This window comes from Photobacterium carnosum (assembly GCF_021236965.1).
In the GTDB taxonomy this organism is placed as follows: domain Bacteria; phylum Pseudomonadota; class Gammaproteobacteria; order Enterobacterales; family Vibrionaceae; genus Photobacterium; species Photobacterium carnosum.
Map to the genome: position 1 here is coordinate 200,538 of NZ_WMDN01000005.1, position 26,446 is coordinate 226,983.

A 26,446-nucleotide genomic window follows, 5' to 3' on the forward strand; every position below is an offset into this window, starting at 1 on the left:
AGCCTATTTTTTTAGGTAAAAGGCCAATAATTACGGCTTATTTTTAAATAGGGAATATTAGATTGAATATATGTGGTGAAATAAAGGGAGGTGCGACCTCCCTTTGTTAGGTTATTTTTAAATTAATTAGCCAATAAGACGTAATCCATTAGGCAATGCATCACCAAACACCCGTTTCGTTTCTTCCTCTGTCAATATTTTGACCTCAGATACCATTTCGATCCAACTGGCAGGTGCTTTGCTTTGTTTTAACTTAGTAATGACTTGTTGGCGTAGTTCATCATTAATGTCTAATGTGCGATCCCCCGTCATTCGTGTCATCATTACCGCCGCAAAGCCAATGTATGATTCTTTACGCCAATCATAATTCATTAGCTCTGGTAAGCAGTAAGAGACATGCTCCGCGGACAATAGGTTATGAGCACTGCCATAAAATGGTGAGCGGGTTGCAATACGACCAATAGCCCACCAATGCGCTTGTGCATATTGTGTTTTCTGTAGGCGACCAAATAACCACTCAATCAGCTGTAGCTTCTTATCAAATGGTAAGTGCTCTAAAGAGGCCGCTAAGCGTACCATGTCTTCGTAGCTACGCTCTTGTAGCTCTTTATTAAGCTTGGCGTTACGACTTGCGCCAGGCGTAATATACTTAGCAAGATCTTTATAGATAAGCAGTTGCTGCTCTTGGGTTAAACCGCCAGAGACGCGACGCCAGAATGTCCACCAATCACACCATGTTTGAGTATTGGTATCAAATTGAATGCCATGTTGGTATAGCGGCCAAATTTGTTCCATACGGTATTCATCAGCAGGGTAGCCAAAGCCAGGGCGCATAGTAAAGCCCGCGAGCTTTAACCAGTTACGTTCATGGAGATCCGAGCGGCGGCGGCGTTTTTTACTATCAAGTAATGCATTGGCAAGTTCACGTAAACATGGTGTTTCCCATGCATCACGTTTACCTAAGATTTTATCGAGATCATTACGCAGTGTTTTAACCGCTTTATTGTTATCGGTGGTTTTCGTCCCACCAAAGACTTTCTTAACGGCATCAATTGCTTCTGGCATTCTCGCTGGGAGTTCACTTTCAGCTAGCGTGCTATCACTGTCATCATTACCACGGTTTAAACGGGCTAAGTCTTTACGAATAGCAAATTCAACTTTCCAACGCTTGGCATTATCGGTAAGACTGACTGCTTCAATTTGCAGCGTACCCACTTCTGTTAGCTGGCAAGCGAGTGTTACTTCTTCACGATCTTTTTGGTTCGCAGCCAGTTGGTCACGGTCACGATCACTGTCTAAGGTCGCAATAAAAGGCGGTAGATTAATATAACCATCACCTAATATTTCAATCAGTTCACCGACATCGTGATGTTTATCATTGGTAGAAGAAACTAAGTTAAACCGTACTGGTTCACCTAATGTTAGTGCAAATTTGCGGTGGGTTAGCGTGACTTCAATCCCTTCTTCAATCCCTTTAGGTAATAAGCAGATACCTTGTTTGGTGCCTTTATTTTCACCAATAGTTAAGAAGAACGAACGGGCTGAGCCACCACCAATTTTGAGTTGTGCGCCATGACGGGCTTTGGCATAAGCGACAGCACCAAATGCAACGGCTAAATCAGGGTGTAAGTTTTTCAGTTCAGTGACGGGAGTGCCACGCCAGCGAGAGATAATATCTAGCGTACGCGCTGACAGTAGGGGGCTGTTAAACACACCACCATTGAGCAGTACGGCAACCGGAATTGCAGGTTGATCATCACTAATAACGATTGAATCTGGATGATGCAGGTTAAAATCATTAAACGCTTCACGGCATACATTGTCATGCAGATCAATAAACTGCGCGACATGCTTACTGATAGCAGGATCTGCCGCATAGGGAAGTCCAAACTCAACCATCGCCGCTTGGCGTTGATTAGGTTGATCTGTAAATGCTGTGATAGGGAAAAAGCCATCAAGGGCGATGCTATGCACTTCTTCACGGTTTAACTCAATACTTTTAGCACCACCAATCAAACGTGAGCCACTGCCTAGCATGGTTACTTTGGCGTTGTCTGGTGCATTGCCTGATAATAACTTTTCTTTTACTTTACGCGTTTGCTGAATCAGCTTTGATAACGCAGCTTGGCTGAGTTTTTTAGATTCGCCATGTAATCGTTGTTCGGCAACGTGTGCTAATGCTAAATCGAGATTATCGCCGCCTAACATTAAGTGATCGCCGACCCCAATACGATCAAGGGTCAATTTACCGTCATCAGTACCGACTTTGATTAAACTTAAATCGGTTGTACCACCGCCGACATCGCACACCATTAATAATGGAATGTCTTTTAATAATTCATCGGCATGTTGACGGTTTTGGGCATACCAGTCGTAACAAACCGCTTGTGGCTCTTCAAGGAGTAATACTTTTTGCAATCCAGCCAGTTCCGCAGCTTCTAATGTCAGTGTGCGTGCTGATTCATCAAAAGAGGCAGGAACAGTAATTACAACTTCTTGCTGTGCGAGTAAGTCATTTTTATGGTGGTAATCCCATGCTTGACGCACATGGTTAAGGTAACTAGCACTTGCAACGACCGGAGAGACTTTCTTTACATCAGACGTTGAGGCCGTTGATGACCACGGTAGAATGGCTTCGTTACGATCAACATGTTGATGAGATAACCAACTTTTAGCACTAACAACTTGGCGACCTTCCACTTTTGCACCTAATTCACGTGCAAATTCACCAATAATCACACTTGGAATTTCACCTGCGACAGGTTCAGCATTCCAAGGTAATACCAGTTGTGTTGAATCCATTTCGCCTTCCGCGGGATGATAACGGAATGACGGTAATAGTGGTTTACGCGCAACTTCACCCGGTGCAATTAATTGATCAATTTCAAAAATATGCATTGGACTTGTTTCTAACGTATCTGTGATTTCACAATAAGCGACAACGGTGTGTGTTGTACCAAGGTCAATACCAACGAGATAACGTGGAGAAGATGAAGACATGCTGGCTCCATAAAATAATTGAGATGAGAATATAGCCAGATGAGAAACGTTTGATGTGTCAGTGTGTTGTGGGTAAGAAATAGGTGAAAGCATACCCCTGACATGTTTCATTGGCTGGTGGATAGATAAATAAACGGCGCACTATAAAGTGCGCCGTTGTGCGAACAATTATGCTTCGCGGACGTCAAATTCAACTTGCCATTTCTGACCATTATCGGTCGCAATAGCTTCAAGACATAACATGCCTAATTCTGTCACATGTGACGCTAGTTTGACAGGGATCACTTCACCAGCAGTACGACCTTTAGATACAGGTAGTGTCATTTGAATTGCTGGTAATTGTTCCATTTCTTCTGGTTGCCACCAATCAAGGTGCGTACCTGCAACATCATCACGACGTACAGTTGAACCAAAGAACTTAAATTGTACTGGCTGGCCGATAATCAAACCAAATTCCTGGCTTGGTACATCAGCTTGACTGCCTTCTTCCATACCAAAAGGAGCAACACATAATGCTTCTAGTGGCGGTTCCATACCAGGAATAGCAGGCATTGCACTTTCAATACCAACGTAGTAACTACTTGCGATACCACCACGAATACGTACACCTTTACCACGACGTACAAAACCGTAGTATGAAGCACCACTTGCAACGGCAAGATCAAGATCAAGCCCTGAAAGTAGTTTAGCTTCTGTAGAACCAGCTGTTGTTAGCCAGCCATTAATCGTTGTTAAGAGACGATCTGACAATAATGAAGATTTAAGTACACCACCATTGAACAAAATAGCGGTTGGGCGAATAAAGCCTTCGTGCTGTTGTTCATATTGTGCAAATAGTTCTTCAACTGCTTGGCTTTGACGGCTTAAGAAACTTGCTACATGGCGTGATACCGCTGCATCTTGTGCATATGGTAGACCCATTTGGGTTAATGCGCCGCGAGCTGTTTGTACGGGTAATTCTTCAATAGCAGTTTGAGGGAAGAAACCTTCAACTAGCGTTTGTTGAACTTCTTCTTGGGTTAGTTCAGTTTGTAATGTACCACCCAATAATTTAGAACCACGGCTTGGAACAACAATCGGCATAGATTGTAATTTCGCATCGTTCAGTAATGCTTCTTTCGCATCACGACATGCATGCGTAATAGCCAATACTTGCCATGGTTGTAATTGTTTGCCTTCTTGCGCAAGCTTCATCTTTAAACGATAAGCGAGAGCAAGATCCATGTTGTCACCACCCAAAAGGATGTGATCGCCAACTGCAACACGGTTAAGGGTTAAATTACCGTCTTCTTCAGTAACAGCAACTAACGATAAATCTGTCGTACCACCACCGATATCGACCACTAGGATGATATCGCCAACAGCGACTTGGTCACGCCAGTTATCGTCGTTATTCTTGATCCAGCTATAAACCGCTGCTTGTGGTTCTTCAAGCAGAGTAAGGTGTTTAAAGCCAACGTTACGTGCCGCTTCTGCGGTTAATTCACGCGCAGCAGGATCGAACGATGCTGGTACCGTGAGTGTTACGTCTTGATCACAAATAGGCGTTTCAGGATGTTGGAAATTCCACGCATCAGCCATGTGCTCAAGGTATTTTTGGGTCGCCTCTAATGGCGAGACTTTAATGACTTCTTCTGGGCTATTCAGTGGTAAGAATGCGTCACGACGATTTACGCCACCGTGGCAAAGCCAACTTTTAGCACTGGAAATAAGACGAATAGGGGTCTTACTACCTAAGTTTCGCGCCATTGCACCAACAATAGCATTGGGTTTTGCATTCCAAGGAAGTGCAGTATCACCTTCAGCTAACTCTGATTCATGAGCTTGGTACATAAATGACGGTAATTGATTTTTTTCTTCCACATTACCAGGAGTGGTTAATTGTGGAATCGCCATTACGGTGACGTCAGCGTTTTCATTTTCAAGATCAACATAAGACAGCACACAGTGTGTTGTGCCTAAGTCAATACCCACGCTGTAGCGATGTTGTTGTGTTTCTTGCATTATAGTTCTACCTCAGCGGCTGCGATGATATGTACATCATGGCCTTCTGCCAATTTAGGCAATTTAACATTTGTCACTTTCCAACCGCGATGGATTAAAGTGCCATTAAATGGTGCTTCACCAACGACGTTACCCATTAGGCGTACTTCAGAGGCGTTAAATCCTTTGGGTAGGGTAATACGTGACTCTTCTTCTTCTGCACGAATAGGTGCGAAGCTAAAGTATTCATTAAGTACTTTTTGACCACCTTCATGAATAACACGAGCGGCAGCACCAATATCAGCATCAGCAAAGCCTTTAAGATCTTCTTTCATAAAATCAATAAAGCGTGCGTCTTGTTGCAAAAGTGACAGTAGCTGGAGTGCTGAATCTGGTGTTGATGTTTTTAGTTTTGGTTCAACTTCTACTTCAACAATTTTCTCAACAATTTTTTCTACTTCAACAATTTTTTCAACAGGTTTCTCGACGATCTTTTCAACGATTATCTCGACGGGTTTTTCAATCTCAACGATCTTTTCTACTTCAATCTCTTTTTCAACAATTTTTTCGATCTCAACAGGTTTACCTTTTTTCATTAGATACATTAACAAAAAGATCACTGCTAATGCGCCTAAGATTGCGTGCCCCATGTCGATACTCTTTGGCATCGCCGACAAATCTACGTGCATCGCTGATAATTCAGTGAGCATATTGGAAAAATCAAAAGCCATATTTGTTTACTCTTAGCGGTTAAAGGTCGATTCGTGAAACGTTCTGTTAGAATCAGCTTCAAATAATTGAATGAATCTTAGCATAGACCTTTTAAAAACGTGTTATCTATACAAGGTTTTATCTTCTAAAATCTTGAATAGAAGGTCTCTTCGCTTAAATTACAGTCAAAATATTAAGTTAAATACAATGAAGTTCTGCATGATTTTTAATGGAAAAGATTACCTGCTTTATATATGGAGGCAGTTAAAAACGATTTCAAGCTAACTGGTTGTATTAAAAGATCAACCGAGATTAAATTGTGATAGATACCTGAAGAGCTGAAACTTTACTTGAAATTTGTTGTTCGGTGATGGTTCAATACGGCAATTGGCAGTGAATTGCCTAAACGGTTAGAGAGACTAGCCGTTTATTTCTTTATAAAATAGGTCAAGATATGTCGTCTGATTATACTGGCAGCAGTGCCGCTTATGCTCGTCAAGAAGCGGGTTACCGTGAAAAAGCATTAAAAATTTATCCTTGGGTGTGTGGTCGTTGTTCGCGTGAGTTTGTTTATTCAAACCTACGTGAGTTAACCGTTCACCACGTCGATCATGATCATACTAATAACCCTCAAGATGGTAGTAACTGGGAGTTATTATGCTTATTTTGTCATGATCATGAGCATGAGAAATACACCGATGCTGATAATGGTCAGAGCAGTGTGATTCGTGCGGGTGAAGATGATCACCAAGCCGCAACGTTTAATCCGTTCGCTGATCTTAAAGCGATGATGGAAAAGAAGAAATAATATAATACGCGAATAAGAATTAGATGTTGTTATTGATTATAACAGCAAAGAAAAGCCAGCAATTATTATTTGAATGCTGGCTTTTTTATTGTTACTTTTTGTCGTGTTGCTCTATGTGGTTAAGCTAACGTAATTAAGTGCCTAAAATTTGTAGCGGCAAGCTAAGTAAGCTGTCACCTAAGCTCGCAAAATACGTAATAATACCCATAAAAGCAGCGACAAGGCTGACATACCATATCGTTGAGAAAATTTGACCGTAGCGATCTAACGGTAATAAATGACTTTGGTGACGTTGTCGCCATTCAAAGATGATTTCTAAACTGCCCATGATCAGTAGAAAACCAAATAATGTTAGCCCTAGGCGATAGCTTAAAATTACGCCTACAACAGCCGCTAATGCACAAGCAATAATACCTATCTTACTGTTCATTGAAAAACTAATGCTTTTTAGAACATGACCGCCATCGAGTGGTAAAATTGGCAATAAGTTAAACAAATTTAACAGCGCATTAAAGACGGCTAAGCCAGCAAAGAACATTTCCCCGGTGATCCAATAGGCAATCATGCACGCTAATGACATGATTAAACCAAATGCAGGCCCCATGATTGAAATCACCACATCTTGCCAGCGAGTATTAATTTTCTCGTCGCTTAATGCTAATCCACCCAAGAATGGAATTAAGTAAATACCTTTGGTTTTCATGCCAAAATATTTCATGGCACGAATATGACCGTATTCATGGAACACTAAACAAGCCAGTAATGCTAATGCAAATTGAATTGAAAACAGCCATGAATAAGCCGCGAGACTTGCAGAGGCGAGAACGACTTTAATTAATTTAGCACTTTTGAGTGCTTTCATGCCTAAGGATGCTAATCCAATTAAGCTGAATCGTTTCTCTGGGACGATCACTTGTTGTGGTTGCTGACGTTCAATATCTTTGTCATTACGCTCACCTTGTACAATCATTTGTTGATCTGCACTGGCTTGATAATGAATCAAAAATGGTTGCCAACTTAACGTACCATTAAGCTGACATTGAATAGTCTGTTCATTATTTGATAACTCAAACTGATGTGTAAATTGATCAGTATCCGTTGGCGCTGCTGCAATTTGAGAGACGAGGGTATTATCCCAAAATAATTGTTGCCATCCCGCCATTGAGCCTTCAAGTCGCAGGGGCTTACCTAAAAAATCGATAGCCAATAATTCCAATGCATTATCCATAAAGTAAAAAAAGATAAGAGGATTATACGGGAAAAAGCAGAATGGACGAGTCTATGTTACGGGTTGTTACATATTACACATTATAAGATGTTAGAATTTGGATTAGCCGTAAATAACTAATTGATAATCAATAAATTTAATTATGTAGTACATGTTGGTTGGTTGTTTTACGAACATTTCATTTAAGTGTTAAACATATTTATTTGTATTTTTAAAGGAAAGTTCGCTTTGCCTCTATTTTAGTAATAATTAGCAGTAAATTGACGAGTTTTACTTTTTACAATCATCGTTAGGCACTATTATAGGTACCTATCTAAATTATTATATTTTTTGTATTTTTTGGGATAAAAAATAACGAAAAAATAGGTCACAATATCGCATGAGTTCTAAAATTAAACCTGTATTTACACGATCATTACTTCACCCTCGTTATTGGGGTACATTAGCATTAGTAGGGTTAATGTATTCACTTAGTTTACTTCCTTATTCGGCTCAATTATTTTTAGGAAAGCATATTGGCCGTTTAGCGATTAAGTTAATGAAAAAGCGTCAACATATCATTCATCGTAATCTAGAATTATGCTTTCCATTAATGAGTGTGAGTGAACGAGAAAGTTTACTTAAAGAAAATATTGATAACACGGGATTAGCACTGTTCGAAACAGGAATGGCATGGTTTTGGTCTGATGCACGTGTTTGTCGTCATGTTACGATTAAGGGCATGGAGCATATGGAGCAATTAGAACGTGAAGGTAAAGGCGCGTTAATGGTTGCGGTGCATTCAATGAACCTTGAGCTTGGCGCACGTGCTTTTGGTATTAAAAAAACAGGTATGGGTGTTTACCGTCCTAATAATAATCCGTGTTTTGATTATTTCCAATATCAAGGTCGTTCACGATCTAATCGTACTTTAATCGATCGGAAAGACGTTAAAGGTATGCTGAGAGCATTAAAAACAGGTGAACGAGTATGGTATGCCCCTGATCATGATTATGGTTTACGTCGCTCAACATTTGTACCTTTATTTGCGGTTGAGCAAGCATGTACAACAACAGGAACCAGCTTATTAGTTGATGCCTCAAATTGTGCGGTGGTGCCATTTACCATGGTACGTGATGATGATTCAGGTCATTATACGTTAACAATATGCCCGCCAGTTGAAGGCTTTCCTCATAAAGATTCTGATGCAGCAGCAGCATTTATTAATAAGATTGTAGAGCAATCTATTATGGCGGCACCGAGTCAATATATGTGGTTACATCGTCGTTTTAAAAATCGTCCAGAAGGGCAGCCAAGCCTTTATTAATTAAGCGATATTATAATATAACCCAGCTTATATCATTTGTGATCAGGTGGTTGAGAGTGTTAGTTGAGCATAATAAAAAACCGAGCTTTTAGGGCTCGGTTTTTTTTTGATTTATTTTAGGTGCTGTCGTTATTGTGCTAGAGAATAAAAAATAGCAGAAATAGACATTAAACCAATAACGGTAACAAAAATATTACTGATAGCCCCTGAGTATTTTTTCATCGCGGGTACTTTCTTTATCGCATACATTGGCATAATAAACAGTAACATCGCAATAATTGGGCCACCTAAGTTTTCAATCATACCTAAAATACTTGGATTAAGCGTCGCAACGGCCCAAGTTGTAAGAAGCATGAATAAGGCAGTGAAGCGATTAAGTGTTTTATTTGAGATTGTTTTATTATTATCTCGTGCAACTTTATGAATAATGCCATTCAAACCTTCACTTGCACCTAAATAATGGCCTAAGAAAGATTTTGTTATCGCGATAATTGCCACAATAGGTGCAGCATAAGCAATAACTGGGGTATCGAAATGGTTCGCTAGGTAAGTCAAAATTGAGGCATTTTGTGCTTTAGCTTCGATAAGGTTGGCAGGCGTTAAGCTTAATACGCAACTACAAACAAAAAACATCACCGTAATAACCATCATAATATGGGCGCGTAATAAAATACGAGAGCCTTGACGTTCGGCGTTAGCACCATATTCTTTTTCTTTAGCTACTGCGAATGAAGAGATAACTGGTGAGTGGTTAAACGAAAATACCATTACAGGTAAAATTAGCCATACAGCCATTATTACCGTACTGCCACTGCCATTTTGAGGAATAATATCGGTAAAAATAGCATTGTTCCAATGAGGAACAAGATATAACGCGAGCATAAGTAAAACAGCAACAAAAGGGAAGACTAAAATACTCATCGCTTTTATGATCAGTTGCTCACCTAAACGAACAATAGCCATTAAAACTAAAATTAATATTAAAGCGAGAATTGCACGCGCTGGTGGTTCGATACCTAATTGAAATTTCATAAAACTTTCAACGGTATTGGTCAAAGCAACACTATAAACAAGCAAAATAGGGTAGATAGCAAAGAAATATAATAAGGTAATAATTTTACCCATATTTTTACCAAAGTGCTCTTCAACCACATCGGTAATATCGGCACCGGGAGTCGCACTTGATAATACAAAACGCATCATTGCTCGGTGAGCAAAAAAGGTCATTGGTAATGCTAAAATCATCATTACGATAAGGGGAATTAAGCCACCAATCCCAGCATTAATAGGTAAAAATAAAGTGCCAGCACCAACTGCTGTGCCATATAAACCGAGCATCCATACGGTATCACTTTTACTCCAGCCGAGTTTTTGGGTATTGTCGGTTGTTGTTGCAGTCGTTTTCTGTTGTGCGGTGCCCATTATGGACATCTCCTTTATTTCATTTTCAGTCAATGTGTACTGAATAAGTTGAGTCGCACAACAAGCGAATTAATAGTAATTTACAACAATCATTTTTGTTATAAAAAATGAACATTCCGTGATCGTATAAGCATATCCGTGCTAGTTATCGTTGTTGCTGCTCTTTATCCTATTATGTTAGTAACAAAGAATGAAAAGTAATTAACCATTATTGAAGTGCGTGGATTATAGAGTATAAGTATGCTTTGCAACAATTTTTGCAAATAAAAAAAATTCGTTTGCTTGAAAAGTATACTTTTGCGTAATGGTTATGTTGCTAGTGTTGTGATGTGGTTTTTAAGTGAGGTGTTTTTGAGTGTTTAATGTTTCACTTGTGTTTTGTTTTGTATTTGTATGACGTATTTGCGCATAACAGTAAAGTATAATTTTAATAATTACAGTTTAAATGTTATTACTATTTTTAAAGATATTCAAAAATAGTTGAATGAAAAGGTAAAAAAAAGAAGCGATAATACGCTTCCTTTATGCTGTTTACAGTGTTTAGTCACGGAAATTATCAAATTGGAATGGTTGACCAAGATCTTGTGCACGAACTAATGCCATTGTAGCTTGCAAGTCGTCACGCTTTTTAGCTGTTACACGTAGCTTTTCACCTTGAATTGCTACTTGCACTTTTAATTTAGCGTCTTTAATCGCTTTTACCAATTTTTTAGCATTAGTGGTTTCAACACCTTGCTTAAATTCAATGTTCTGTGATGCTGTTTTACCTGAGAAATTGATTGATTTACGCTCAAGAGCATTGGCATCAACACCACGTCTTGCAAGGTTACCACGTAAAATTGCCACAATTTGATCAAGTTGAAATTCTGATTCTGAGGTGATTTTTACGATTTCTTTGTTTAATTCTACGTTGGCTTCAACACCACGAAAATCAAAACGAGTGCTAATTTCTCGAATTGAATTATCTACCGCATTTTTGATTTCTACGGTATCTACTTCGGAAATAATATCAAAACATGGCATGTTATTGGCCTCTAATCTGAAGATGGGAAATATATCCCGTTATAAATTAACGTGTACATTATACCGTTAATTAACAATGAGGAAAGGAGCAACAATGTACTGGTGCTCCTTTATTGTATTAAGATGTTAAGCGGAAGATTATGCGTTGGCGTCTTTAATTGCACTAGCCAGCATATCAAGCATTACTAACGTATCATTCCAATCAATACATGGATCTGTAATTGATTGTCCATATACAAGTTCATTTTCTTTACCGCTGATTACCGTTTGATTACCTTCTTCAATAAAGCTTTCTGCCATAATGCCAGCAATAGATTGGCTACCATTACGAATTTGCTCACAAATATCAGCCGTTACATCAAGTTGACGTTTATGTTGTTTTTGGCAATTACCATGGCTAAAGTCGACAATTAACTTTGGTGTTAATGAAAATTCAGCTAACGTTTCGCAAGCTATTGCAACATCTTGTTGGTGATAATTGGGTATCTTGCCACCGCGAAGAATAATATGCCCATATGGATTGCCTGCAGTGCGATAAATTGTCATTTGACCATTTTTATCGGGTGAGCAAAACAAATGTGATGCACGTGTGGCACGAATAGCATCAATCGCAATTTTAATATTGCCATCAGTGCCATTTTTAAAGCCAACAGGGCAAGACAGTGCTGATGCCATTTCACGGTGAATTTGAGATTCAGTGGTGCGGGCACCAATGGCTCCCCATGTAATAAGGTCTGCAATATATTGACCGGTGATCATATCTAAAAATTCAGTCGCAGTGGGTAACCCTAACGCATTAATATCAATTAATAATTTACGCGCTTTGTGTAAACCTGTAGCGAGATCAAGACTTCCATCTAAATGTGGATCTGAGACCAAACCTTTCCAGCCAATAACGGTACGCGGTTTTTCAAAATAAGTGCGCATAACGATCAAAAGCTGGTCTTTATATATTTCTTGTACAGCAACAAGGCGTTTCGCATAGTCTATAGCAGCGTCGGTGTCATGAATTGAACATGGCCCTACAATCACCAAAAGACGTGAATCTTTACCTGATAGGATGGATTCTACTTGCTTACGTGCACTATCAACATGCACAGCAATAGCATCTGTCATTGGTGAGGCTGTTTCTACTTCTGCTGGGGTCGGCATAAGACCGAGACTTATTGTGCGAAGTTCATCTGTTTTCATTGGCATAATAGTGTGCCTACCTTGGTATCTCTGTAATAACCCCGTTAAGATAGCCCAAATCATCATTGGAATAAACCAAACTTGTGATAACAAATAGGTTTTTAATGAGTAATTGTGGAAATTGTTTACCGAAAGGGTGATTTTGCATGCAATTATTAATCAACATAAACCTGATGGCATATAGTTTGAAAATTGAATCATTGTTATTAAATAACGTTTTATTCTTGCTTGAAAATTAAACACACAGTAATGTCAATAATTGCCTATTTAATACATTAAGATTGATAGGTACTCGGCTTTTTAACATGGAGGTACAGGTGGAGTATGACAACACAAACTGAATTATTGTTGACAACAACAGCGGTGTTGCACAATGCGCAACAATTAGCGGCGCTAAATAGTGAGGGAATTGGGTTAGTATTATTAGATGATCTTATTGCCACCTCTGTGGCTATTCATCCATTAGTTTTTACCCAACAGAATTTTTTATCTGATGCGACTCAGCAAGCGTTACAACAAAAAATAGCCGAGCAATATGGTCAACAGACTGTCGCGTTGGCTGAATATTATGTTGCTATACTGACTGAGTTATTAGTATCAGCAGCAAGACAACAAGGATCTGCGCCACTAAAAGTACAATTAGCAGGGGCTAATGCCGAATGCCGATGCCAACTATTAGGTGCCGAACTAGAAGCCACTGAAATTAATCCACAATTAGGATTACGCGGTGTGAGTCTTTATGCTGACGTTAATTATAAGGCCAGTTTTGCGTTGCAATGTGAGGTAATTAAGCGTGCTCGGGCAGCTGTCGGTGGTGACACGATTGAATTGGTAGTACCGTTTGTACGTACTTTTAGTGAAGCGGCAACTATAATTGATTTGTTGGCTGAACAAGGTTTATGCCGAGGCGCTAACGGATTAAAAGTTCATATGCTTTGTTCTGTGCCTGCAAATGCATTATTAGCGGATACGTTTATTCATTATTTTGATGGTTTTGTCGTGGATGTTACGCAATTAGCACAATTGGCATTAGGACAAGACTTTGCCAATGCCAAGCTTCATTATCAAGTAGATACTCAAAATGATGCGATAATAACACTATTAAAAATGTTGTTAGTTGTTGCGGGGAATGCATCAAAAGATCATAATATTTATTATGATGCTATTTCACAAGCGCCACGTTTACAACAGTGGCTGATAGATCATGAAGTGACAACGGTTATTTGTTAAGAAGAGAAACCTGCGCTATTAATTAATAACGCGGGTTTATTATTTGTTCCCCTCTTATTATTACTATTATTTAACACACTAATTTAAAATAGTGCAAAATAACTATCGACAGCTGAGAAATTATTGGTTTTTGATGAGTCTCGGTGGTAATCAGGTAGAAATTAATACTTTTTTATTTTAATGAAAATCAGAATAAAACCGATTATTGGCAACTAAAAAAAACATCTAGAGTTTTTAATAAACAATGCATTTAAATCCTATTGACAAGTTAACAATATAAAATATCAACAGTGTTTGTTTCCTGATTTTTAAATATGATGACTTAATCGACATAATAAAAAAAAACGTGTTACTGTATTACCTTGTTATTTCATTTCTAATAACAATAAGAATATATTTTCGTATGTTGATTTTATGATTCTAATCCTTTCCATTTGAATTATGTGTTTATAACGTCACCTATTAATTTTGTTATAAAAAGGACACGACGACTAACATGAATACATTAAAAATAGGAGTCATTGGGACTTCAAGAAAAGAAGATGAACAACGATATCCAATTCATCCAGAACATTTACTTCGAATCCCTAAAAAACTTCGTCAACAACTTATTTTTGAAGAAGGTTATGGTGCTGCATTTGGTATTTCAGACTCAAAAATTGCAGATTTAACAGGAGGCATTGCTAGTCGTCACGACTTATTAGCTAACATTGGTACGGTTATCATTGCTAAGCCAGTATTACAAGATTTACAAGAACTACGCGAAGGTGGAACACTATGGGGATATGTACATTGTGTACAACAAGAAGATATAACTCAAATAGCATTAGAGCGTAAACAAACACTGATTGCCTTTGAAGATATGTACACCTGGTCTCCTGATGGTCAAGTAGGTCGTCATACATTCTATAAAAATAATGAAATGGCAGGCTATTGTGCCGTATTACACGCTCTACAATTGAAAGGTATTGATGGACATTATGGCGATCAGCGTAAAGCAATAGTGTTTGGTTTTGGTGCTGTTAGTCGTGGTGCTATACATGCACTAAAGGCGCATGGTTTTAGGGATGTCACTATCTGTACTCAGCGTTCACTCAATGAGGTGCGAGAAGAAATACTCGATTGTAACTATGTTAGAATCCGAGGAGGTAATGATACAGAAGAACGCATGGTTGTGATTGATTGTGATGGAATAATACGACCATTAAAAAATCTTATAAATGAAACCGATATTATCGTAAACGGCACATATCAAAATACAGAAAAACCCACAAACTTTATTCTTGAGTCTGAATGCAAATATCTCAAACCTAATAGTTTAATTATTGATGTCAGTTGTGATGAAGGCATGGGATTCTTTTTTGCGAAACCAACCACATTTAAAAATCTAACGTTTAAATATAAAACGATAGATTATTATGCAGTAGATCACACTCCGAGTTATTTATGGGAAAGTGCTACTCGTTCAATTTCTGCAGCATTAATTGTTTATTTACCTAATATATTAGCTGGCCGTGATAGTTGGTATGAGAATAATACTATTCAACAAGCAATCAACATTGATAATGGTGTAATTGTTAAGTCTTCTATTTTATCTTTTCAAAAACGTGAAAAAGAATACCCTCATAAATTTTTAAATACAGCTAAAGATTTAGCCTGATTTTCATAAAAAATACTGTATATATTATTAAAAATAAAATAAATGTTTATTATAATAAATAGATTTCAAATAAATCTATTTTAGATTAAACATTCAAGAAAATAGCCATAAAAAATATTTAAACAGTAGTGTTTTATTATTTAATTAGTACAGATGTCACATTAATAATAATACCTTTCTTTAGGCAGTGTTTACTCTGCCTTTTTTAATTGTTTTTTGTTATATTTTTTGTGAGGAAAAGGGTGGTAAATAAAAAATCGCATTATCTATACTTAAATAAGTAGATCTCACTCGCAATTTAATTTATTTAAAAAACGAATATATTATAAATAACATGTTTATTAATTATGATATCAATTTTTAAATTTCTGCGATGTTCGTTAACAAGCTAAATATTAGATCAATAAAAACATAACTATAATTAATCACTAAATAACAGGCATAAAAAATGCCGGCCATAGCCAGCATTTTTATTATTTATCAGCGAGGATAAATTATAAAGCTACAACGTTTGCAGCTAGAAGACCTTTAGGACCTTCTGATACTTCAAAAGATACTTTTTGGCCTTCAGCTAATGTTTTGAAGCCATCTGAAGAAATAGCAGCGAAGTGAACGAATACGTCAGCACCGCCATTGTCTTGAGAAAGAAAACCAAAACCTTTTGCTTCGTTAAACCATTTTACTAGACCAGTTGTTTGATTAGACATGTAATGTTCCTTATATAAATATGATTAATTAACCGCCAAAATGCGATGTGCTAAGTGGTTAAATTATTAATGTCGCTGCCAATACAAGGGAAACACTGAAGTACAAAACGATAACGTTGATGTAGCTGAAGGTTTAACTGTTACTTGGTGTTGCATTTAATAACTCTCTAAACAACAGAGCATGGCATATAATACCACCTGATTATTTCATGTACATCTATTTTTATTAATAAGGATATTATTCTTGATTAATTTTTTTTAACCCATTGAAGTATATGAGTAATATCAGACCTAAAAATTCAATCTAATTTCAAAAAATCTTCTCTATACTCAAATTTATGGAATTGAAAAACAAAATAGAGAACGTTTATTTAATTTGCGCTGGAAAAATGGTTAGCTTGTCTTGAATGTGGTGCCCAATTACCATCGATGCTCGAAAAATTATTAACATTGGTTGAGTATCGGTGGTAATCAGGTATTTTTTAAGATAGAGATAGTGGATTTACTGATTAATAATTCGCAATTGAATAATAAGTGCATCAAGTCGACTAATAAACTGACGAGTTAGCCAAAAATAGCCATAGATACCCAGCGAATTAGCCGCGTCATTAGGTGATATTTCTTCTGCCATTATTGGGAGAAGATCTATATTCGGTAATGTATCTATACCCGCTAAGCTACTATGATTAGCCGATGCCAGCTCTAATTGCGTTAAAATAGTAATAATATGTTGTTGATATTGTTTTAGATCTGTTTGAGCTAATAATTGACGTCGACTGATATCTGAACTCCAATGCGTTTCAATTAATTGTTCAGTAACACTAATTAATGAGCGTTGTACCGTAATAATAGTTCGATAATGACCCGAGAGTTTATGCCTTTCTTTTTGCACATTAGGTAATAGAATGATCATTTTCATGTGTCGTTCTAATACTTCACGTTTCATGACATTTAACTGCCTAAGACTCAACATATGAGCCGAAGCATGCGCTTGATAAAGTTGACGTAATGCGCGTAAATTTTGATTAAACAGTAAATTCCAGCCTGTTATCGCACGAATAGGCATTAACATTGAAAATGCAATAGCAATCAAACTGCCAATAAGAATATTAGCGACACGCCATAATGCGACGTTGACTTCTAAAGATGTGTTGCCCTGATAAGAAACAATAATTAACGTCATTACGGCTAAAAAGAAGAAATAAATATTCTTACCGTGAGATTTTAAAGAGAGTAAGAATACCCACGCTAACATCCATACCGGAATTAGGTAATCAAACTGATCGGGAAATAAGACGGTTAATAACCCTAATATTGCCCCTAATAATGTCCCACCAATACGTTGAAAACCTTTATAAACAATGGCTCCAGCATAAGGTTGCATCATAACGACAATTACAGTAACCGGTCCCCACATGGAATGAGGAACGGGTACGATGGAATAAAAGGCGAGCGTGAAAGCAATCGCTAATGTTACCCGTAAAGCATGAGAGAATTGTGCATGCGATATTAATAATGCTTTAAGACGTAAATACATGGTGGAGCCTATAACAACTTAGTAGAAAGAGATAAAAATAAGTAATCGTGTATTTTTTCATTATTGTTAATATTCTGCAATAGAATAATAACTATAGTATTAACGATGAATGACTTGACGAGGAATGACCTCAATATTCGGTTCATAGTTTCCTTTTATTGCTTCAAGTGCTAAAGCTAACGCCTTATCAGCAATAAGCTCAAATTGTTGCGGTAATGACTGTATTTTATTCGGTAAAAAATCCAATAGGCGGTTATCACCAAACGTTGCGAGATAAGTATGACTCATTAGTTGGGGATTTTTAAGCAGACAATCAAGCACACCTTCAAATAAAGTATAAGACGTCGCTAATATCGCATCAGGAAAACAATCATCATCAATCCATTGTTGAACCATACGTTGCCCATTTTGCTGACTAAAATGCTCCCCATAACTCATAATAGTCTTTACGGGGTGTGGATGACGTTTTACCGCAGCGGTAAAGCCTTGTTGACGTTCTTTTGATACCCCTAAATCAGGCACTGCGCCAATTAGACCAATACTATTAATCGGATGACTTAATAGTGATTGTGTTAGTTGATAGGCTCCTTCTAAATCTTCGCTAATAATAGATGCAAAGAATTCGTCATCTAATGCGCGGTCAATAGCAATTACAGGTACACCATGAGCTTGAATCTTTCTATAAAAATGATTATCTACCGCTAATGAACTCGCAACAATTAAAGCATCAGTACGACGACTGAGTAGCATATCGGCGACTTTCATCTCTGTTTCAGGATCATCATCAGAGCACGATATGATCATTTGATATCCCGCTTTGCGCGCATTACGCTCTAATAATTTAGCAATTTTGGCATAACTGCTATTTTCTAAATCAGGAATAATTAGCCCAAGGGAATGGCTATTTCCAAGACGAAGTGACGTCGCGGCATGATCGGGGCGATAGTCATGTTCTTTAACAATGGCCATAACCTTATGTTGGGTTTTTTCACTGATACGATATTGTTTCGCTTTACCGTTAATAACGTAGCTTGCTGTTGTTCGAGACACACCAGCGAGTTTTGCGATTTCATCTAATGTCATTGTTGTTGTCCATTGTCAGTGTATAGGAAAGCGCCAGCGTGTTAATAGGCTAGATTGTTATTTGTTAAATATAAGTTTGTGCGCTTGATCATATATTCACTTAATGCATACTTATCAATGTTTGCAATTCTAGCTGAAACGATTCAGTATGCAAGCTGAAAGGATTCAGCAAGGTGTTAAATGTATGTTCGAGTAGCGAGAGTATTATTTAATACAGGGCATTTTTATTTACCATTTTGCTGAAAGGATTCAGTTTATTATTAATACAGGCCAGAAAATATTAATAATAAGCTGATAGGGTTAACCCATAGTTTTAAATAAATAGAACCATAAATAGCAATGATCTCACAGAGCATTGAATTGGAGAGTTACATGTTATCACTGTCTAAAAATGATATAGCGATGCAACAAGTCGCATTGAATAAAGAAGATGCCATTAAAGCGTTGGCGGCTGATCTTGAAGCAACGGGATTAGTACAGACAGGGTATGTCAATGGCATGCTTGCCCGTGAGCAACAGAATTCAACATATTTAGGCAATGGTATTGCGATCCCACATGGTACGACTGAAACCCGTGATTTAGTTAACCATACCGGAGTGAAAATTCATCACTTTCCACACGGTGTGCCATGGGGTGATGATCATACGGCTTACATTGCGATAGGGATTGCCGCTAAATCAGATGAGCATTTAGGTATTCTAAAGCAATTAACCAAAGTGTTATCAGCAGATGGTGTTGAAGATAAATTACGTCATTGTGAATCTGAACAAGCGATCATTACCGTACTTCTTGGTGACGAACAACAAGAAGCTGAATGTAATGCTGAGCTCATTTTGAAGCAATTTCCTGCGCAAGATTTATTACAGTTAACCGCTGTTGCTGCGGGATTAATTAAATACCAAGGATTTGCAGAAACTGCCACCGTGACTGATGCGATTAGCCAAGGGGCAAGTTATTTAGGGCAAGGCTTATGGTTGGTTAAAAGTAATAAGCAGGTTAAACGTACTGCGATTTCAGTGGTAACACCGCAAATACCTTTTGAAGAATTAGGTCACCCTGTGGCGGGTATGATCATGATCGCGGCCAATAATACGGCCCAGAAAGCGAACCTTGAGTACCTCACATCTTTGATTTATCAAGGTAAGATTGCTCAATGGTTAGCATCATCAGCGCAAGAAATGGTAACCGCGCTGACGCAAGTCGCATTAGAAGGCAATCAAGCTATATTTACGATTCGTAATCCCCATGGTTTACATGCTCGTCCTGGTGCAATGTTAGTTAATACCACCAAGAAATTCGATGCGGATATTCAAGTGGTTAATATCACTAGCGACAGTAAGCCCGTTAATGCTAAAAGTTTAATGAAAGTGATTGGCCTTGGTGTGAAATGCGGTAATGAATTGCAATTTACCGCACATGGCAGTGATGCAGACGCGGCATTAACGGCAATCGGTCAAGCTATTGCTGATGGCTTAGGCGAAAAACTATAAGGATCGCAGCAATGACAATTTCAACCTTACAGATAGAGACACAAACCATGCACCATGTTGTTAAACCTAAAGTTGTCGCGGTAACACTCAACCCAGCATTAGATCTTACTGGCAGTTTAGCGACCATTTCGCTAGGCCGTGTCAATGTGGTTGAACACGGTAATTTACATCCTGCGGGTAAAGGCGTGAACGTTGCTAAAGTCTTAGCAGAGCTTGGTGCTGATGTGACAGTAACGGGTTTATTAGGTGCTGATAACCAAGAACCTTTTTGCCAATTGTTTGAGCAAATCGGCGCAACAGATAAGTTTATTCGCGTGGCGGGTGCAAGCCGAATTAACGTTAAATTAGTCGAAAAAAATGGTCAGGTGAGTGACATTAATTTTCCTGGCGTTGCCGTTACAGCTGCCAATATTTTAGCCTTTGAAAAAAAATTATTTGAATTAGCAGTAACCCATGATGTGTTTGTGATTGCAGGTAGCTTGCCACAAGGTATTACCCCGGATATGTGCGCTAATTGGTTAGAAAAATTACATCAATTGGGCAAAAAAGTATTGTTTGATAGCAGTAAATTAGCATTAGAAGCAGGTTTAGAAGCCCATCCGTGGTTGGTTAAACCGAATGATGAAGAACTGGCTGAATGGGCAGGACAAGCATTAGAAACGCAACAACAATGTATGGATGTTGCAGAACAAATTGCAGCTAAAGGGATCACGAATGTTGTGGTATCACTCGGTGCAAAAGGGGTGATGTGGCTTAACCATGAAGGCTGGTTACATGCTCAACCGCCAAAAATGGACGTAGTGAGCACCGTTGGCGCAGGCGATACTTTAGTTGCTGGTTTATGTTGGGGCGAACTTAATCAACATTCAAAAGCACAGTCATTACAATTTGCGACGGCATTATCAGCAGTAGCGGTGACACAAGTGGGTGTTGGTGTTGAGAATATCAATAAAGTTAATGATATTGCTAAACATGTCATTGTAACTCAATAGCTTAAGTACATAGAGCTTAATCTCATCATTGCTTAACGACAGAAGAACATGTGAAGCAACATTGACCAAGGTGTAAATATGAAAATAGCATTAGTAACAGCTTGTCCTAGCGGCATCGCAACCACCATTATCGCCGCGGGTTTATTAGAAAAAGCCGCCGCAGAACTACAATGGCAAGCAAGCATTGAATGCCAAACTGCATTTAATCCCACTAAAACGCTGACTCAACAACAGATTGATGATGCTGAAGTGATCATCATTGCGACGGGCACAGCGATTGATAATTCACGCTTTGTGGGTAAAAAAGTTTATCAAGCGGATATCACGACCTGTTTTGAAAATACCAAAGCATGGCTAACAGACGCAGTTACACAAGCACAATTATTAACAGCAGCAACGACTCAACCTGTCGTTGATGAAAGCGACAATACGGTTAAGAAAATTGTCGCGATCACCGCTTGCCCAACGGGTGTTGCTCATACGTTTATGGCAGCAGAAGCGTTGACAGAAGAAGGCCAGCGTCAGGGTTATGAGATTAAAGTTGAAACCCGTGGTTCCGTTGGCGCTAAAAACCAATTAACAGATGCGGAGATTGCAGCCGCTGATTTAGTGATTATTGCAGCAGATATTGAAGTAGATTTAGCCCGATTTAATGGTAAAAAACTCTATAAAACCAGCACAGGTTTAGCACTCAAGAAAACCAAACCAGAAATTGAAAAAGCCTTTACAACCGCCACTGTATATCAACATTCTGGTAATACTAACGCTCAAAACACAGATACAAAAACTGAAAAATCAGGGCCGTATAAACACCTAATGACAGGTGTATCTTACATGTTGCCATTAGTGGTAGCTGGTGGTTTATCCATTGCCTTATCGTTTGTATTTGGTATCGAAGCCTTTAAACAAGAAGGCACGTTAGCCGCAGCCTTAATGACCATCGGTGGTGGCTCAGCGTTTGCGTTAATGGTGCCAGTATTGGCGGGTTTCATTGCATTCTCAATTGCCGATCGCCCAGGTTTAGCGCCGGGTTTAATCGGCGGCATGTTGGCAAGTACCACGGGCGCTGGTTTCTTAGGTGGTATCGTTGCCGGTTTTCTTGCGGGTTACAGTGCTAAATTCTTGGTTGAAAAAATCAAATTGCCACAATCAATGGAAGCGCTAAAACCGATTTTGATTGTGCCATTATTAGCCAGCTTAATTACCGGCTTGGTAATGATTTACATCGTTGGTGGTCCAGTATCAGCAGCAATGGCAGGTTTAACCACATTCTTAAATAACATGGGTTCAGCCAACGCGGTATTACTGGGTATTATCCTTGGTTGCATGATGTGTTTCGACTTAGGTGGCCCTGTAAACAAAGCCGCATATACCTTTGGTGTTGGTTTACTTGCCTCACAAACTTATGCGCCAATGGCAGCAGTAATGGCTGCGGGTATGGTGCCAGCAATGGGTATGGGTTTAGCAACATTCCTTGCCAAACGTAAGTTCTCAGCCAGTGAAAATGAAGCAGGTAAAGCCTCATTTGTATTAGGTATGTGCTTTATCTCTGAAGGTGCGATTCCATTTGCAGCGCGCGATCCAATGCGTGTTATTCCAAGCTGTATGATTGGTGGCGCATTAACAGGTGGATTATCAATGTTGTTTGGCGCAAAACTAATGGCACCCCATGGTGGCTTGTTTGTTCTGCTAATTCCAAACGCAATATCACCAGCGTTACTTTACTTAGTCGCTATTGCTGCGGGTACGGTAGTTACTGGTGTATTGTACGCATTCTTAAAGCGCCCAGAAGAAGGCTCAGTTGCTGCTCAAACGGCACAAGCTAACGCGTAATTAATAGCAAAGACATCATCATTTAAAGCCGACTTAATTGTCGGCTTTTTTGTGGGAGAAAGGGAGGGAATAGGTTATAAGGGACGAGGGATCAGGAACCGTGCATGTTGTTATATTAAAGCCACAACACTCCGTCATTCCCTACAGTGAGGTTACGAACGCGATAGGGGACCTATTTATAGCGTTTTGTAGTGTTATTAATTTTGATATTTTTAAACGCTCACTGAAAATTCCAATTATAAATATAAGACCCACCCCGTCATTCCCTACAGTGAGGTTACAAACGCGATAGGGGACGTATTTATAGCGTGTTGTAGTGTTATTATTTTTTGATGTTTTTAAACGTTCATTGAAAATACTGAGAGTGAATACAAAAACCATCCCGTCATTCCCTACAGTGAGGTTACGAACGAGATAGGGAATCTATTTGCAGCGTGTTGTATCGTTATTATTTTTTATATATTTAAATGCTCACTGAAATTCTGATAGTGAATACAAAACTCACCCCGTCATTCCCTACAGTGAGGTTACGAACGAGATAGGGAATCTACTTATAGCGTGTTGTAGTGTTATTATTTTTTGATGTTTTGAAACGCTCACTGAAAATGCTGAGGGTGAATATAAAACCCACCCCGTCATTCCCTACAGTGAGGTTACGAACGGGATAGGGAATCTACTTACAGCGTGTTGAATCGTTATTAATTATTATTTTTTAAATGTGGTGATTGGTTATTTAAATAAGACATAAATTGTTCAACATCATCATTGTCTAATTTATCAGGATGTTTTTTATTATGGAATAAAATATAGTTTTTTATCCAATATAAGTAACTTTTAACGGTACGTTTTGCGTAGTTTTTTTGATTTATAATGTTTTTTGTATAATGACGAATTAAATACGGGCAAGTTGTTAATGTAATAAGTTGTTAGGGCGCTATCGAAATTTCTTAACTCACATCATTGTTTTACGTCCAATTTTCTTGTCAAATACCTCTAAACTAATCGATCTAAACCGAGTATCTAATGGCTAGAAAGGCTCCCAAAATTGATGTTATTAAAAGGCTATGTATTCTTTCAAAGAATCAGTGCGCTTTTCCTGGTTGTGACCACACTATCTTAAATGAGAATGGTGAATACATCGCGCAGCTTTGCCATATTGAAGCGGCTGAGAAAGGCGGTGAGCGATACAACGAAAACCAGACTGACGAAGAGCGTAGAGCAGAATCTAATTTGCTATTTTTATGTCATGCACATCATAAAGAAACAGACAATGTTGCCCAGTACACTGTCGATGTATTAAAAGAAATGAAGCGTCAACATGAGTCTCTAGCGGAAGTAGTGTTTAACGCTGATCTATTATTACAAAAAGTACAGTTAGTCTTAGAAGAGCAAGAAACAATACGAGAAGTTTTAAAGGGGTATACGAAAACTGGTGATTCTAATAATTACCCTATACATGGACCTGATTTTAAAGAGTCGTGGACGCCAGAAGATGGCAGGTTCTATGAATCTCTTGATTCAAAATTTAAATACATGATGAAAGATGGGTGGTTGCATGTAGACGTTACGCTAGATGATGGCGCAGTATTCTATTTTGAAGTTAATGAAAATGGTTCGGTTCGAAATTCAAGTACACCTTACCCAATTAATGAGTACCATGTTGAAATCCCAGAGTCGTCTATCTTACGTAAAGAGCGAATTGAGGTAGGCAATGGAAATTACGATATCAAGACTGAGCTTAAATGGTCAAAGGGAAGTGTGATTGAGCATTTTCGTTACGATGGCGTATTTATGGGAGCAAATTGTAATACGTGCTTCTCAATTAACCATCAGAAAAGAGTGATCACAGTCTTGTAGTTCGCGCCCTAACAGATAAGGATATGTGTCGCGCAGCCGACACCTATCCGAAGTGTTGGACAAGCCCGAGCGGCTTTATATAAGTAAATATTGGGAAGAAAACATAGGACACTCATAACTTTCGTAATCCATTACGATCAATTCTGACGGTGCTCCATGAATGGGTTTTAATCAGTTGAGCAAAGTATCGCTTGAGATCATTAGTGGTTAACGTATCAGGCGATTTATCTAAATGGTGAGTAATGCGACGAAGTGCACGACTATAACCATCAATCGTGGTTGGACGTTTACCTTGCAAGGTTAGGTGGGTAACATGTTGTCCATAAAGATAATCTGAACGTTGTTGTTTGTTATTCATCATAAACACTCCATTAAAAGGAGTATTAAAGGTAGCTTAATCGCTGTCTGCTTTACTCTGCCGCGCAGCAGCTTCGTTCAACAAACTGTTCAAGAGTGATTCGGCACGTGTGGTATTTTTACTATGCGTTGGTTTTAGTGGTTAAGTGTTATGCAGAGGCATCGGTGTTGCGTGCCTCACACCTTAACAGGACGTTAAATTTTTTTTGGAGGAGGCATGTTAAACGCTAAATTTTATGAAACGTATTATTTTTGTAATGTAATTAAAAATACCCTTCAAGATCAATTTGGATTGGCTAGAGTTTTAAATGAATTTTACGGTGATGGTAATGTCGCGTATTTAATAGAAACGTTTCCTAAGTTTTCACTTTTTCATAAATATTTATATTTCGTCATAGATCGCATTTACTATGAGAATTTAAATCAATTAGCTGAGAATAAAAGTAAACGACTACCTATTGAAGAAGCGCTAAAATTTCATTCTATCGCTCATATATCATTTCAAAGTTATATGGAAAAAAATGAAAATAAGACCGAGCATTATGATGACCTGATTCATAATTATATGGAAGATCTTAATGATGCTTATGAGCAATTATTAACTCATACAGTCGAAGAAGTTTTTTATATCCTCTTTCAAAATCGAGATCTGCTCATGGAATTTAATTTAATGATTTCGGGAGCACTTGAAAGAGAAGATATTAAAGAAATTGATACTGATCTTGTAACTAAACGGGGCAGATTAAAACGAGGTCATATACCGAAATGGGTTAAGAGGGCTGTATATTTTAGAGATCGAGGGCAATGTGTTCTTTGTAATAAAGATCTATCTGGTATTGTAAGTCTCGACAATAAAGAAAATTACGATCATATTGTAGCACTTGCTCAATATGGTTTTAATGATGTAACAAATATCCAGTTGCTGTGTAAAGAGTGCAACCAAAATGAGAAAAAAGCAGGAGAAGCTGTAACTTCTAACTCTTATCAAAAATGGTACACATAAAAAACTTAACAAGGCGTTTAAAAG

The 26,446-nt window shown here is 38.3% G+C and carries 20 protein-coding genes and 1 pseudogene; 9 read left to right on the top strand and 12 right to left on the bottom strand.

The window, feature by feature from the left end:
- Positions 1-126 precede the first annotated feature (126 nt).
- From GLP24_RS07460 to GLP24_RS07470, 3 genes are all read right to left on the bottom strand, one after another.
- On the bottom strand, positions 127-3,000 hold the full coding sequence (locus GLP24_RS07460) for an Hsp70 family protein (RefSeq protein ID WP_232615789.1): 2,874 nt from the start codon (positions 2,998-3,000) through the stop codon (positions 127-129).
- A 168-nt stretch (positions 3,001-3,168) separates the two neighbouring features.
- A complete protein-coding gene (locus GLP24_RS07465) occupies positions 3,169-5,004 on the bottom strand; it encodes an Hsp70 family protein (protein WP_101766909.1) in 1,836 nt (611 codons plus the stop codon).
- Positions 5,004-5,672, bottom strand: coding sequence for a DUF2760 domain-containing protein (locus GLP24_RS07470; RefSeq protein WP_167388492.1), 669 nt, complete (start codon positions 5,670-5,672; stop codon positions 5,004-5,006). The genes GLP24_RS07465 and GLP24_RS07470 overlap by 1 nt, the downstream gene beginning before the upstream one ends.
- Positions 5,673-6,148: 476 nt before the next feature.
- Here GLP24_RS07470 and GLP24_RS07475 point away from each other — a divergent pair, with 476 nt between their 5' ends.
- Positions 6,149-6,502, top strand: a complete 354-nt coding sequence (locus GLP24_RS07475) for a YajD family HNH nuclease (RefSeq protein WP_232615790.1) — start codon at positions 6,149-6,151, stop codon at positions 6,500-6,502.
- Positions 6,503-6,635: 133 nt separating this feature from the next.
- On the opposite strand, the gene GLP24_RS07480 is transcribed toward GLP24_RS07475, so the two are convergent.
- Positions 6,636-7,718, bottom strand: a complete 1,083-nt coding sequence (locus tag GLP24_RS07480; protein ID WP_232615791.1) for a site-2 protease family protein — start codon at positions 7,716-7,718, stop codon at positions 6,636-6,638.
- A 391-nt stretch (positions 7,719-8,109) separates the two neighbouring features.
- Here GLP24_RS07480 and GLP24_RS07485 point away from each other — a divergent pair, with 391 nt between their 5' ends.
- Positions 8,110-9,036, top strand: a complete 927-nt coding sequence (locus tag GLP24_RS07485) for an LpxL/LpxP family Kdo(2)-lipid IV(A) lauroyl/palmitoleoyl acyltransferase (protein WP_232577812.1) — start codon at positions 8,110-8,112, stop codon at positions 9,034-9,036.
- 129 nt (positions 9,037-9,165) lie between these two features.
- Here the strand turns inward: GLP24_RS07485 and GLP24_RS07490 are convergent, their stop codons facing one another.
- The 3 genes from GLP24_RS07490 to GLP24_RS07500 all read right to left on the bottom strand — a co-directional run bounded on the left by GLP24_RS07490 (position 9,166) and on the right by GLP24_RS07500 (position 12,678).
- Entirely contained in the window at positions 9,166-10,458 is a 1,293-nt protein-coding gene (locus GLP24_RS07490) for a serine/threonine transporter (RefSeq protein WP_152652755.1), read from the bottom strand.
- Positions 10,459-10,998: 540 nt separating this feature from the next.
- Positions 10,999-11,481, bottom strand: coding sequence for a YajQ family cyclic di-GMP-binding protein (locus GLP24_RS07495; protein ID WP_101766903.1), 483 nt, complete (start codon positions 11,479-11,481; stop codon positions 10,999-11,001).
- A gap of 138 nt (positions 11,482-11,619) precedes the next feature.
- On the bottom strand, positions 11,620-12,678 hold the full coding sequence (locus GLP24_RS07500) for a 3-deoxy-7-phosphoheptulonate synthase (RefSeq protein WP_152652754.1): 1,059 nt from the start codon (positions 12,676-12,678) through the stop codon (positions 11,620-11,622).
- Positions 12,679-12,996: 318 nt separating this feature from the next.
- On the opposite strand from GLP24_RS07500, the gene GLP24_RS07505 reads away from it, so the two are divergent.
- The gene (locus GLP24_RS07505) at positions 12,997-13,902 is read left to right on the top strand and encodes a putative PEP-binding protein (RefSeq protein WP_232615792.1); all 906 of its coding nucleotides are present in this window, start codon (positions 12,997-12,999) and stop codon (positions 13,900-13,902) included.
- A gap of 496 nt (positions 13,903-14,398) precedes the next feature.
- Positions 14,399-15,562, top strand: coding sequence for a N(5)-(carboxyethyl)ornithine synthase (locus GLP24_RS07510; protein ID WP_232615793.1), 1,164 nt, complete (start codon positions 14,399-14,401; stop codon positions 15,560-15,562).
- Between the two features lie 494 nt (positions 15,563-16,056).
- Here GLP24_RS07510 and GLP24_RS07515 read toward each other — a convergent pair whose 3' ends face one another.
- The 3 genes from GLP24_RS07515 to cra all read right to left on the bottom strand — a co-directional run bounded on the left by GLP24_RS07515 (position 16,057) and on the right by cra (position 18,889).
- A complete protein-coding gene (locus GLP24_RS07515) occupies positions 16,057-16,269 on the bottom strand; it encodes a cold-shock protein (protein WP_101766900.1) in 213 nt (70 codons plus the stop codon).
- A gap of 502 nt (positions 16,270-16,771) precedes the next feature.
- Positions 16,772-17,806, bottom strand: a complete 1,035-nt coding sequence (locus GLP24_RS07520) for an FUSC family protein (RefSeq protein ID WP_232615794.1) — start codon at positions 17,804-17,806, stop codon at positions 16,772-16,774.
- A 99-nt stretch (positions 17,807-17,905) separates the two neighbouring features.
- Positions 17,906-18,889, bottom strand: coding sequence for a catabolite repressor/activator (cra, locus tag GLP24_RS07525; RefSeq protein ID WP_232615795.1), 984 nt, complete (start codon positions 18,887-18,889; stop codon positions 17,906-17,908).
- 372 nt (positions 18,890-19,261) lie between these two features.
- Between cra and fruB the strand changes: the two genes are divergently transcribed.
- The 3 genes from fruB (at position 19,262) to fruA (ending at position 23,205) form a co-directional block, all read left to right on the top strand.
- Positions 19,262-20,380 carry a fused PTS fructose transporter subunit IIA/HPr protein gene (fruB, locus tag GLP24_RS07530; RefSeq protein WP_101766897.1) on the top strand — a complete coding sequence of 373 codons (1,119 nt, stop codon included), beginning with the start codon at positions 19,262-19,264 and terminating at the stop codon, positions 20,378-20,380.
- 47 nt (positions 20,381-20,427) lie between these two features.
- Complete coding sequence (gene pfkB, locus GLP24_RS07535) at positions 20,428-21,372, top strand: 1-phosphofructokinase (protein WP_232615814.1); 945 nt, start codon at positions 20,428-20,430, stop codon at positions 21,370-21,372.
- A 78-nt stretch (positions 21,373-21,450) separates the two neighbouring features.
- Positions 21,451-23,205: a PTS fructose transporter subunit IIBC gene (fruA, locus tag GLP24_RS07540; RefSeq protein ID WP_232615796.1), complete on the top strand. Its 1,755-nt coding sequence runs from the start codon at positions 21,451-21,453 to the stop codon at positions 23,203-23,205.
- A 698-nt stretch (positions 23,206-23,903) separates the two neighbouring features.
- Here fruA and GLP24_RS19945 read toward each other — a convergent pair.
- Positions 23,904-24,125, bottom strand: a complete 222-nt coding sequence (locus tag GLP24_RS19945) for a phage integrase N-terminal SAM-like domain-containing protein (protein ID WP_407951497.1) — start codon at positions 24,123-24,125, stop codon at positions 23,904-23,906.
- A gap of 103 nt (positions 24,126-24,228) precedes the next feature.
- Here GLP24_RS19945 and GLP24_RS07545 point away from each other — a divergent pair, with 103 nt between their 5' ends.
- Positions 24,229-25,062 carry a hypothetical protein gene (locus GLP24_RS07545; RefSeq protein WP_232615797.1) on the top strand — a complete coding sequence of 278 codons (834 nt, stop codon included), beginning with the start codon at positions 24,229-24,231 and terminating at the stop codon, positions 25,060-25,062.
- Positions 25,063-25,183: 121 nt separating this feature from the next.
- Here GLP24_RS07545 and GLP24_RS07550 read toward each other — a convergent pair.
- Positions 25,184-25,420 (bottom strand): annotated as a pseudogene (locus tag GLP24_RS07550) (phage integrase N-terminal SAM-like domain-containing protein); the annotation flags it as partial.
- Positions 25,421-25,636: 216 nt separating this feature from the next.
- Between GLP24_RS07550 and GLP24_RS07555 the strand changes: the two are divergent.
- Positions 25,637-26,422: an HNH endonuclease gene (locus tag GLP24_RS07555; RefSeq protein ID WP_232615798.1), complete on the top strand. Its 786-nt coding sequence runs from the start codon at positions 25,637-25,639 to the stop codon at positions 26,420-26,422.
- Positions 26,423-26,446: the final 24 nt, after the last annotated feature.

Excerpts from the sequence above, each read along its gene's own strand:
- GLP24_RS07465 (WP_101766909.1), bottom strand. The coding sequence starts at position 5,004 with ATGCAAGAAACACAACAACATCGCTACAGCGTGGGTATTGACTTAGGC.
- GLP24_RS07555 (WP_232615798.1), top strand. The coding sequence starts at position 25,637 with ATGTTAAACGCTAAATTTTATGAAACGTATTATTTTTGTAATGTAATT.
- fruA (WP_232615796.1), top strand. The coding sequence starts at position 21,451 with ATGAAAATAGCATTAGTAACAGCTTGTCCTAGCGGCATCGCAACCACC.
- GLP24_RS07495 (WP_101766903.1), bottom strand. The coding sequence starts at position 11,481 with ATGCCATGTTTTGATATTATTTCCGAAGTAGATACCGTAGAAATCAAA.
- cra (WP_232615795.1), bottom strand. The coding sequence starts at position 18,889 with ATGACATTAGATGAAATCGCAAAACTCGCTGGTGTGTCTCGAACAACA.
- GLP24_RS07490 (WP_152652755.1), bottom strand. The coding sequence starts at position 10,458 with ATGGGCACCGCACAACAGAAAACGACTGCAACAACAACCGACAATACC.
- GLP24_RS07485 (WP_232577812.1), top strand. The coding sequence starts at position 8,110 with ATGAGTTCTAAAATTAAACCTGTATTTACACGATCATTACTTCACCCT.
- fruB (WP_101766897.1), top strand. The coding sequence starts at position 19,262 with ATGTTATCACTGTCTAAAAATGATATAGCGATGCAACAAGTCGCATTG.
- GLP24_RS07510 (WP_232615793.1), top strand. The coding sequence starts at position 14,399 with ATGAATACATTAAAAATAGGAGTCATTGGGACTTCAAGAAAAGAAGAT.
- GLP24_RS07470 (WP_167388492.1), bottom strand. The coding sequence starts at position 5,672 with ATGCACGTAGATTTGTCGGCGATGCCAAAGAGTATCGACATGGGGCAC.
- GLP24_RS07545 (WP_232615797.1), top strand. The coding sequence starts at position 24,229 with ATGGCTAGAAAGGCTCCCAAAATTGATGTTATTAAAAGGCTATGTATT.
- pfkB (WP_232615814.1), top strand. The coding sequence starts at position 20,428 with ATGCACCATGTTGTTAAACCTAAAGTTGTCGCGGTAACACTCAACCCA.
- GLP24_RS07460 (WP_232615789.1), bottom strand. The coding sequence starts at position 3,000 with ATGTCTTCATCTTCTCCACGTTATCTCGTTGGTATTGACCTTGGTACA.
- GLP24_RS07505 (WP_232615792.1), top strand. The coding sequence starts at position 12,997 with ATGACAACACAAACTGAATTATTGTTGACAACAACAGCGGTGTTGCAC.
- GLP24_RS07515 (WP_101766900.1), bottom strand. The coding sequence starts at position 16,269 with ATGTCTAATCAAACAACTGGTCTAGTAAAATGGTTTAACGAAGCAAAA.
- GLP24_RS07475 (WP_232615790.1), top strand. The coding sequence starts at position 6,149 with ATGTCGTCTGATTATACTGGCAGCAGTGCCGCTTATGCTCGTCAAGAA.
- GLP24_RS07500 (WP_152652754.1), bottom strand. The coding sequence starts at position 12,678 with ATGCCAATGAAAACAGATGAACTTCGCACAATAAGTCTCGGTCTTATG.
- GLP24_RS07520 (WP_232615794.1), bottom strand. The coding sequence starts at position 17,806 with ATGTATTTACGTCTTAAAGCATTATTAATATCGCATGCACAATTCTCT.